Source organism: Halomonas sp. 3F2F (genome assembly GCF_014897805.1).
Lineage (GTDB): Bacteria > Pseudomonadota > Gammaproteobacteria > Pseudomonadales > Halomonadaceae > Vreelandella.
In genome coordinates this window covers 1-8,671 of record NZ_JABUZE010000037.1, presented here as the reverse complement: position 1 = coordinate 8,671, position 8,671 = coordinate 1, and the positions used below count along the sequence as shown (strand labels likewise).

Here is an 8,671-nt window from a genome sequence, read left to right as displayed (position 1 = left end):
ACGTGAAGTAGGTCAACTACGTCGTAGGATGAACGCTTACGCTACTATGACCAAGCCCACTTTACTCACGCCTTTCAATCACTCGCCTATGAAACGCCGGCCGCCTATCGCAAGCGTAAACTGTCGCAAATTTACAAGGCGTAAAAAAACCTCGACGTTAAGCTGAGCCCTCAACTTACTCACCGAGGTCGCTCACATGTCTACTCGTCTATCTCAGCAGTCAGTGTATCGCCTTGTCCCACGCCTAGCTAAAAACCTGACTGCATTAGGCAACGTTGCGGAAGATTCAACGCTTAATCGCACCATCGTTCACTTAGTCAACCTGCGTGTCTCGCAAATAAACCACTGCTGCTTTTGCCAACACATGCATTCCCAAGAGGCCAGAGACGACGGCGAGCATCAAGTTCGCCTAGACGTGTTCCCGGCCTGGCGGGAAGCCCCCTGCTTTAGCACACAAGAACGTGCCGCACTCGCCTGGGCCGAAGCACTCACACTCATCAGCCAACAGCCCTCCATTAGCGACGACACCTATCAAAACGCGTTAACTGCCTTTGGTGAGCAGGGGCTAATTGACCTAACTGCGATTATTGTTCAAATCAACAGCTGGAATCGGATATCGGTGGGCTTTCAGTTTGCACCGGACATCCGTATCTAAGCCATCTTAGATACTTGACAATAAAATTTCAGATGGGTAAATAAAATGAACAGTGTGACGAAACAGCGTCAACAGCTACCTAATATTCTGGGTCTCTTATCCAGTTTATGTTTTTTCTTTGGCAGTCTTTTATTCCTACCCGACAGCGCTTTCTATGCAACCGTAGGCGTATGGTGTTTTGTGATGGGCTCACTCATCATGTTTATTATTTACGCAATGAGTATGAAAGATACGGGCAAGAAATACGTCTAATTGAGCCAATACTCGACGTTAAGATAGCCGCTGGGTTTTCATCTACCTAGCGGCTTATAAAAGGCCATGTGGCGAGCCCCCCTATGCATGGCTCGCTAGCACTTCCAGCTCTCAGTATTCGGTATAACCATCAAACGCTCGCCGCGTTCACAGCATTGCTGGCAACGTTAACCGGTACAACCTCACTGGGCGACCGTGGAATTCGATAGTATCAAACTGACTAAACCCTGCCTTCTCTGCGACCTTGAGTGATGCACCATTATCAGGCTCGATAATAACCACCACGGAAGCGAGTTGCTTCTGGCTAAATGCCACACTGAGTACCGCTTGCACTGCTTCAGTCGCCAAGCCCATGCCCCAGTATTGTTTAGCCAGCCGATAACCCAGCCCGATTTCCTCTACACCATTAACCTCTTCGGGGCTAACACCGCAAAAGCCAACAAGCTTATCAGTTCCCCTCTCAACCAAAGCCCACGGCCCAATACGGTGAGATATATAACACTCCAAACACCAGTCGATAAATCGCCGCGTTGCGGCTTCATCACAAACGCCTCGGATCGAGTGCTTCATGACGTCAGGATCACTGAGGATCTTGGTCAATTCGGGAACATCGTTTAAGGACAACGTTCGTATAACCAGACGCTCCGTTTCACAAATTTGCACCATTTTCTCCTTGGCACGATGCCCAAAGCCGCTGTTGCTGCGGTACTGCTTAGGCAGCCTTGAAAATCAACTTACCTTGTATTTCGTTTGAATAAAATTGTTTGGGAATGCGATCGCTTCGGCCTCTTCAAGCCTAATCTGTTGGTTAAGGCTTCCAAAAAGAGCTATACCGCCACCTAAAAGAATAGGTGCTTTTGTGATGGTCATTTCATCAATAAGCCCAAGATTGAGAAACGAGGTTATGGTTGAACCACCATCTATATAGACATGTTCAAACCCTTTGCTTTCTAGGTCAGCCATTAAGTCTTGAACCTCACCAGCGTACATTTCTACCTTGCCTTGCAGGTTTTCAGGAGGCTCGCTGATTGAATGGCTAAGCACGACAATATGAAGGTCACCGTATGGCCATTGGTCAGGCGCTAAATTCATACTCGAAATAACGTCCATGCACTTACGCCCCATCACCATACAATCAACGGAGTCAATAAAGCTCTGAAAGCCCATGTCGGGGTTCTCACACATATCTGCCTCTAAGTTGCCAGCGGTATGAAGCCAATCAACTCCTCCATCTGGGGTCGCAATATATCCGTCAGCACTTGTTGCTATATAGACAGAGCACTTCATAAACATCCCCGTAATTTACAAACCATGACCAAGTGCCAACTTAATGTGTGTAGAGAATTTCTCTGGACTTTCTTGAGGCAACATATGCCCTTCACCAACAACTTCGTTAATCACAGAGTTGACTAACAAATGAGCGGTTTGTTGAGCAATAAGCCTAAACATATCACGCGTTTCCGCCCCATAACCTATAACGATTGGAGCACTGATTTTGGAGACCAACTCAGCGTTTATAGCTGGCTGCTCTTGTTGATTCAGCTGGTGGGTTAACGTGTACGCTTTAGAAATCTGCAACGCTTGGATACTTTCGTCCTGAGTAGAGAAATAACCTTCTCTATTGCCTGAACCATCAATTAAGTGCTCAACCGCTAATTGCATATTTCCAGCATGAAAATTTTCAAAAACCGGACTAAACATGGCGTTGGCATCCGACTGCCAAGCATCCATTTTCTCTCCTTGTAAACAGCCTGGATAACCGGGCTCGTACAGGAACACGTTGGACAACGCTAAGTCATGTGTCACCAGCATATTAATGATGACATCCGCCCCGTAAGACCAACCAACAATATTAATGGGTTTATCTTTCGCCAAGCTCGACAGGAGTTCAGCTAAATCATTGGCATGTGTATTGAGGCCAAAATCACCTGAGCAAGGTTTACCAAAGTGCCTCAAAGTAACAGAAACCACCTCATAGTCAGCTTTCAGGTATTCAATATGAGGAAGCCACATAGCACTATCGTGAGCGCCCCATGAACCAGCACTAAGTACTCACCGGTTCCCTCTTGAAAAGAGTCCATTACAGTCATTCCTAAATCGGTAGCAAGATTTCCCTGTGCCCCAACTAGCACGGGATTGAGCACAAAACAGCACCTGAGAATGCCCTTAGAATCTAGGTCTGCTATTTTCCAGCAGTTAAGAATAAAGCTGCCGCTCTTCGCAATGCATTAACAACTCATTAAATTAACAGATGCTGTAGCATGGTAAGCGAAGCGCAAGGCCACTGCCGATGTCTACCATTAAGCCTTTACCACCAACTTTGGCCAAGTTTGAAGCCACCGCTTATTGTATACCCGAGCTTCAAAATCCGTTCGTTTTGGCCGTTTTGGATTTAATGTAATGGTGTAGCCAAACAGTGGCTCAACGCCAAAAGGAGCCACAATTATTACCTCTCCGTTGTCATCCAACGCTGCGCCTACAGCAGTTTCTACTTCTACCCAGAAACTCATGGCATCTTCGGTTGACGTATACGGATAATCCCTATTTCGCTCGTGCATTCTTGCTTGATTCTTTACTGACCAGGGAAAGATTGAGACGTCCCTTAATCCTTGCTCGATCTCACGATCACGAGAATCACTTACGTCGTCAGAGTCGAAGTAAATTAAATCAATGTCGTTCAATGGCGTACTCGCTGCAAAGTCATGTAGCTTGTCCCACACCAAATTTCTAACGAACCCAGCAGCGAGACACCAACCCGGCAACTTCTGCGCAGCCGCGATAGTCAGCGCCTCCATGCGATCAGGATCACCCATTATCCATTGCTTGATCAGCATTTCATGATCCATCTCTATACCCTACCAATGCGCCTATTTTGAATTGCTGGGTGGTGCTGAACCATCCAACGCTGGACACGTTATAACTCCCCCTACCCCTGCTGCTACAGATCAGATTCATGATTGATACCGTCACTAACCGGTACATCATCCAAATCACAGGGGTTAACGCCTTCCAAGCACCCAACATTGAACCCATATACATTGGGGTTCGAGCGCGTTTGGTGGTGGGTATAGATGTCGCAATGTGCGCAGAAGTAGTGCTTTGCGACGCTCGAATTGAACTGATAAAGCTTTAGATGCTCGGCGCCGCGGAGAATACGAAGACCGTTCAATGGTACATAGGCCATAACAGCGCCTTTGCGCCTGCAAATAGAGCAGTTACACCTTTTCGGGTCAACAAGACCCTCAGGCAGATCGAGTTCGAGCTCCACCATGCCGCAGTGGCAGCTAGCTCTGCGTCTAGGTTGAATGCTAGCTCCGCCCACTTGCTTGACCACAAGCCTTCTCCCTCGTATCTATCGCTGGCGAGGCGTTTTATAAGTTAGCATCAACTTCCTTCATCCCTAGAAGCACCGCTGCGCCAATCAAAAACGATCCAGATACCTTACCTAAGTACTGGCGTGCTGATGACTTTAGTTTCGTACTAATCCATTCAGCTGATTTACCGTAGGAAAACAAGAAAACCGCATCCATGATGAGATACGTAGCACTCAGTATCGCAAACTGATGCAGAAGGGGCTCAGATGGGTTGATGAACTGTGGAAAAAGAGCAGCGAAAAAAATAACGGCTTTAGGGTTTGCGGCTGAAGTGATGAAACCTTGCCAAAACAAGCTTTTTTTCGACCGTCTCTGATTCGCCACACCTACATGGCCCCCACTCTTTGAGAAGATCAACCTTAGGCCTAAGTACGATAAATATGCCACCCCCACCCACTTCACAACGATAAAGAAATCACTGGATTGCTGAACAATGCTCACCAAACCTATCGAGGCGACAATCATCTGTAAAAAATTGGCTGACAAATCGCCAGCGGCGGTAAATAGCGACCGTTGGAAGCCATTGCTAACGCTATTAGAAAGCATCAGAAGCTGGCTAGGGCCCGGTGTACTCATCAAAATGAGTACAGTGCTAACGTACAAAAGCCAAGTTTCCGTTCCCATAGCCCCTCACTTTTCACAATTGAAGTGTGTAACGCCCGCAAGCTCGACGAATTAAGGCTGAACCTCAAAAGGAGAAATGGCCGTGCCTTGGTTGTAAACCATTTTCCATTCACTTCCCTCTTTCCGCCATATTGATGTTCGCCGAGAATAGCTTGTACCTAAGCCGTTTTGACGACTGATAGCAACCCTATAAAAGAGCTGAATGAGATCAGCGCTCAATCTCCGATGTTCAAAGTCCTGAGATATAGCCGACCATGCGGATTCCTGAGGCAAACAATCAAGGACACGATCTAACCCGAAAAAATCGCCTGATGCTCCGATCTCCAGGAAATCCGAGGATAGCAGAGACCGTAGTTTCACCGCTGACCTGCGCACCTCGAAGCTAAGCAAAGCTCTTTCCTTTTCTATCAGATCCGCTTCGATTTCCATAGCTGATTACCCTTACGTCTAAACTCGACAACCTTCGCTGCTCATTGATTAGAGCCTGTAGAATAAATGGTTAGCTCCCCTTTTCCTTAAGCAAGTCGACATAAGCGCCTTCAATGAGCTGGGATAACTCGATACCGAGCCGATCCAATAGGCGGTGCGCGACTTCCGCACTGGACTGTGATGACTCACTGGAGGAAACTACCACTTCGAGTTCAAGAAAGTGTCCAAGGCCCTCCACTCTATCGAGATGTACACGAGTCCTGTCAACAAGATACAACGTGCGGTGTTTTCGAACACGACCAGCTTCACCATAAGCCAGCGCAAGCGTCTCTCGCAACGCCTCAGGCTCATCGGTTTGCGAGCGAACATAAAATGATTCTTTCGGCCCAGCCTGATTGGCGCGTCGGTAAAAAATGAGTTCGCCGTGCTTTTCTGAAAACACCCGAAGCTTCAGCCGACCAGCCTCACACTGGAAGAAAGTATCGTCTTGCAATATCTCGGTTGGCCCATTGTCCGCGATCTTAGCCACCCTGGACTCGAGCGCTTCAATGTTGTCGATACGTGCTTTGATCTCAATATTTCTGGCCATGGTAAGTGCCTCCGCCGCTTTCAGTGGCTTGTTCGGTGCAAACCCTTGAAATCTGCTGACTGGTCTATCAAGAGTCAATGCCCGGTGGGCCAGCAAAACTACAACACTACCTTTAACAGTTTATAAAACTCATCCACCTCTTTCTTATCCAGTGGTTCAAGCAATGCGGCAGAAGCGTGTTTAAACGAAACTTGCGCATCTTAATAAATGTTTGTCCCAGCAGTGGTAAGTGCCACCAGGCTGACTCTGGCATCACGAGGGTTTTCATGCTTCTTAACCAGCCCTATTTTCTCCATAGGATTTAAAAGGCGAGTAACCCCTGATGGGCTCAACCCGACCTGTTCAGCAAGATCGCTACGGCGTACTTTTTGATTAGGTGCGGTGTATAGCTGATTGAGAACCAGATAATCGGACAGGCCAATACCATACGCGGAAAGCGCACTGCCAATCCGTTTTTGGATTTTACTTTGCAGGCTGATCACACTTAACACCAATTCTGCCTCTATACTTTCCGGCATAGCCATTACTCTTGCGAGATCAAACATATCGCAAATAACTAGCCGTTAGCGGATGCTGGTAGTTTACAACCGGTTGAGAATCTCACTACACAGCGCAGCAATCGACCTGCCGGAGTCCAAACGCTTCTTCATGCCCAATCTTCTTACGTATAGGATCGGACTCTAAAGTGTAGCGCCACTCAATCTGGGGGTGACGTCGACCCCACCGTGAATTCGGCTTGCATTCAACGGTTTCGCCTCTGCAATGCCTGATTAAGCGACTCCAAACTATCAGGGCCATCATCTAACCGATCACTGCTGCATGACGCTAGTTCCCATGTCGCCGATGAGGTCAAATGTAGATGCACTGCGACGCATGATCCCGTCTCCCCATCGAGCAGTCCAGCGGGGATCCATATCAGGTCAGTGTCTCTCAATTTATTTGGCACTGAGCTACCACAGGCCGAACAAAAGTCATTCCGATAACCTGTTGGTTTTTGAAAAGAGCGAATATTGGCTTGACCAGAAATCCACTCGAAGCACTTCTCGCTTACAAACGTAGCGGCATTCGCTGAAGAACCCGTCGTTTTCCGACACAAAGAACAGTGGCATTGATAGAAATTTGGTAGCTCTCCTTTGATGCTGAACTTCACCTCTCCACAGAGACACACACCTTTCATTCAACACTCCTATAATACTTCACATCCAACAGCTCACACTAACGCGACATTGTGTTAGCAGTAACACTCCATGACTAACTCAGGATGGCCTGTTTGTTTATCAACTTGCTCACCTAATGAAATAAACCCCTGCTTTTTATAAAAGCTGATACTTGGAGTATTTTCCTGGTAGACCGATAGTTGCAAGCACTCCCTTCGGCTCTTGGCATCATCAAGCATAGCTGCCCCCACACCTCGCCCCTGCAAGCTTGGCGACACAAAAACGGCAGCCAGCGTATTTCCGTATAAACTGTAGAACCCAGCTATCTGGTTCTCAGATTCAAACACAAAAGTCTCCGAGGCAGGAATATAAACATCACGCATTTCGTTAACCTTTGACGCCCAAAACTCCGCTTCAACAAAAGCATGCGCTTTAATCGATGCTGAAAGCCAGATCTCCAAAATCTGGTCAATATCCGTCTGTCGGTATTTGCGAATCATCTAAACGTTCCTTATTGATGGTCAGATGAGCACACAATAGCTTGTTTTTATTCGCTATTCCTGGGCTCCTTAAGGCTCGTTTCTCACCATGCGTTACCCCGCGCTACGATTTAGCCACTGATTGAATTAGCCGGCTTTGTATTGCGCGGTAAGCGTAACGCATCCGCAAGGGTGGTCTGTCGCAATAACACCTGCTGCGCGCCCAAGTGAACAACCTTTATGCCGCAAACTTCTTGCTGACTTGCGCCACCCGCTGGCCTAAATAACGCGCGGCTAGTAAGTCCGTTTCATTTAATACGCCGTCTGTTGAATGAGCGATAAGCCCAGATTGTGCTCCCAGCCGGTTACGCATACCTGGATCGTAGTTGCCCGGTATATCCAGGCCAACCCAGCACATGCCATGCTGATTCGCGAAAACTTGCATGTACTGAAGGGTATTCAACTGATCACCGCTTAAGTTAGCACCAATAGTAAAACCAGCGGCAATCTTGTCTGCCCATAACTGTTTAGCCCAAAGCTCACTCGTGGCGTCACTAAAGGCTTTAAATTGGGCTGACACACAGCCCATATAGGTGGGAGAGCCAAAGACTAAGGCATCGGCCTTGTCTAATTGCTGCAGTAGCTCGGTGTTACAAAAACGCCCTTCAACAATATCTGCGCCAACGATTTCTATTTGAATAGCATCAACCCCAGGCTGTGCTGCCGCTCCAGCAGCGACAGCCTGCGCGAGTTGCTTAGTACTGCCTAAAGCAGAATGAAACACAACGGCAACGTTCATTACACTGACCCTTTCCGTTACTGTACGACTGGTTACTGAGCATCGCGGTTTAAATTTCGCTCGGCTGGGATGTCGCTCAGGTACTCGACAAACTCCACTTCAAAACCCGCCGGATCGACAAAATAGACATTTTTCCGAAACGGCTCTATAGCGCCAGGTTTGGCAATGGCATAGCCCGCGTTATTGAGCCTAGCGACAACGGCATCAAGGTTATCGATCACATAAGCAAAATGGGCCAGTCCAACGCTGTGACCTTTCAAATCGCGGTTCCCCCCTCTGTCAGCCTAGTTGTCCGGTTGGCGATATCGCCTAA

14 protein-coding genes and 1 pseudogene are annotated in these 8,671 nt (G+C 47.8%); 2 read left to right on the top strand and 13 right to left on the bottom strand.

The window, feature by feature from the left end; all coding sequences use genetic code 11:
* Nucleotides 1-196 precede the first annotated feature (196 nt).
* Together INT21_RS04755 and INT21_RS04750 are read left to right on the top strand one after the other, a co-directional pair.
* Nucleotides 197-655 (top strand): carboxymuconolactone decarboxylase family protein, encoded by a 459-nt coding sequence (locus INT21_RS04755; protein WP_193067453.1) that lies wholly within the window; start codon nt 197-199, stop codon nt 653-655.
* Between the two features lie 45 nt (nt 656-700).
* Nucleotides 701-907 (top strand): YrhK family protein, encoded by a 207-nt coding sequence (locus INT21_RS04750; protein WP_193059675.1) that lies wholly within the window; start codon nt 701-703, stop codon nt 905-907.
* Nucleotides 908-1,054: 147 nt separating this feature from the next.
* Here the strand turns inward: INT21_RS04750 and INT21_RS04745 are convergent, their stop codons facing one another.
* The 13 genes and pseudogenes from INT21_RS04745 to INT21_RS04685 all read right to left on the bottom strand — a co-directional run.
* Nucleotides 1,055-1,573: a GNAT family N-acetyltransferase gene (locus tag INT21_RS04745; protein WP_193067452.1), complete on the bottom strand. Its 519-nt coding sequence runs from the start codon at nt 1,571-1,573 to the stop codon at nt 1,055-1,057.
* A 63-nt stretch (nt 1,574-1,636) separates the two neighbouring features.
* Nucleotides 1,637-2,194 (bottom strand): dihydrofolate reductase family protein, encoded by a 558-nt coding sequence (locus tag INT21_RS04740; RefSeq protein ID WP_193067451.1) that lies wholly within the window; start codon nt 2,192-2,194, stop codon nt 1,637-1,639.
* A 15-nt stretch (nt 2,195-2,209) separates the two neighbouring features.
* Nucleotides 2,210-2,920 (bottom strand): alpha/beta fold hydrolase, encoded by a 711-nt coding sequence (locus INT21_RS04735; RefSeq protein ID WP_193067450.1) that lies wholly within the window; start codon nt 2,918-2,920, stop codon nt 2,210-2,212.
* Between the two features lie 287 nt (nt 2,921-3,207).
* A complete protein-coding gene (locus INT21_RS04730) occupies nt 3,208-3,753 on the bottom strand; it encodes a nucleotidyltransferase family protein (RefSeq protein WP_193067449.1) in 546 nt (181 codons plus the stop codon).
* Nucleotides 3,754-3,845: 92 nt separating this feature from the next.
* Entirely contained in the window at nt 3,846-4,229 is a 384-nt protein-coding gene (locus INT21_RS04725) for a GFA family protein (protein ID WP_443589335.1), read from the bottom strand.
* 49 nt (nt 4,230-4,278) lie between these two features.
* Nucleotides 4,279-4,905 carry a LysE family translocator gene (locus tag INT21_RS04720; protein ID WP_193067448.1) on the bottom strand — a complete coding sequence of 209 codons (627 nt, stop codon included), beginning with the start codon at nt 4,903-4,905 and terminating at the stop codon, nt 4,279-4,281.
* 51 nt (nt 4,906-4,956) lie between these two features.
* Nucleotides 4,957-5,334: a nuclear transport factor 2 family protein gene (locus INT21_RS04715; RefSeq protein ID WP_193067447.1), complete on the bottom strand. Its 378-nt coding sequence runs from the start codon at nt 5,332-5,334 to the stop codon at nt 4,957-4,959.
* Nucleotides 5,335-5,404: 70 nt separating this feature from the next.
* Complete coding sequence (locus tag INT21_RS04710; RefSeq protein ID WP_193067446.1) at nt 5,405-5,923, bottom strand: class IV adenylate cyclase; 519 nt, start codon at nt 5,921-5,923, stop codon at nt 5,405-5,407.
* 200 nt (nt 5,924-6,123) lie between these two features.
* A complete protein-coding gene (locus INT21_RS04705) occupies nt 6,124-6,468 on the bottom strand; it encodes a MarR family winged helix-turn-helix transcriptional regulator (protein ID WP_226912294.1) in 345 nt (114 codons plus the stop codon).
* 197 nt (nt 6,469-6,665) lie between these two features.
* A complete protein-coding gene (locus INT21_RS04700; protein ID WP_193067445.1) occupies nt 6,666-7,100 on the bottom strand; it encodes a GFA family protein in 435 nt (144 codons plus the stop codon).
* Nucleotides 7,101-7,154: 54 nt separating this feature from the next.
* Nucleotides 7,155-7,580: an N-acetyltransferase gene (locus INT21_RS04695; RefSeq protein WP_193067444.1), complete on the bottom strand. Its 426-nt coding sequence runs from the start codon at nt 7,578-7,580 to the stop codon at nt 7,155-7,157.
* 217 nt (nt 7,581-7,797) lie between these two features.
* A complete protein-coding gene (locus INT21_RS04690; RefSeq protein WP_193067443.1) occupies nt 7,798-8,358 on the bottom strand; it encodes a flavodoxin family protein in 561 nt (186 codons plus the stop codon).
* Nucleotides 8,359-8,390: 32 nt separating this feature from the next.
* A pseudogene (locus INT21_RS04685) lies at nt 8,391-8,633 on the bottom strand (VOC family protein); the annotation flags it as partial.
* Nucleotides 8,634-8,671: the final 38 nt, after the last annotated feature.

Coding starts and splice junctions, on each gene's coding strand:
- INT21_RS04755 (WP_193067453.1), top strand. CDS start 197: ATGTCTACTCGTCTATCTCAGCAGTCAGTGTATCGCCTTGTCCCACGC.
- INT21_RS04750 (WP_193059675.1), top strand. CDS start 701: ATGAACAGTGTGACGAAACAGCGTCAACAGCTACCTAATATTCTGGGT.
- INT21_RS04745 (WP_193067452.1), bottom strand. CDS start 1,573: ATGGTGCAAATTTGTGAAACGGAGCGTCTGGTTATACGAACGTTGTCC.
- INT21_RS04740 (WP_193067451.1), bottom strand. CDS start 2,194: ATGAAGTGCTCTGTCTATATAGCAACAAGTGCTGACGGATATATTGCG.
- INT21_RS04735 (WP_193067450.1), bottom strand. CDS start 2,920: ATGTGGCTTCCTCATATTGAATACCTGAAAGCTGACTATGAGGTGGTT.
- INT21_RS04730 (WP_193067449.1), bottom strand. CDS start 3,753: ATGGATCATGAAATGCTGATCAAGCAATGGATAATGGGTGATCCTGAT.
- INT21_RS04720 (WP_193067448.1), bottom strand. CDS start 4,905: ATGGGAACGGAAACTTGGCTTTTGTACGTTAGCACTGTACTCATTTTG.
- INT21_RS04715 (WP_193067447.1), bottom strand. CDS start 5,334: ATGGAAATCGAAGCGGATCTGATAGAAAAGGAAAGAGCTTTGCTTAGC.
- INT21_RS04710 (WP_193067446.1), bottom strand. CDS start 5,923: ATGGCCAGAAATATTGAGATCAAAGCACGTATCGACAACATTGAAGCG.
- INT21_RS04705 (WP_226912294.1), bottom strand. CDS start 6,468: ATGTTTGATCTCGCAAGAGTAATGGCTATGCCGGAAAGTATAGAGGCA.
- INT21_RS04700 (WP_193067445.1), bottom strand. CDS start 7,100: ATGAAAGGTGTGTGTCTCTGTGGAGAGGTGAAGTTCAGCATCAAAGGA.
- INT21_RS04695 (WP_193067444.1), bottom strand. CDS start 7,580: ATGATTCGCAAATACCGACAGACGGATATTGACCAGATTTTGGAGATC.
- INT21_RS04690 (WP_193067443.1), bottom strand. CDS start 8,358: ATGAACGTTGCCGTTGTGTTTCATTCTGCTTTAGGCAGTACTAAGCAA.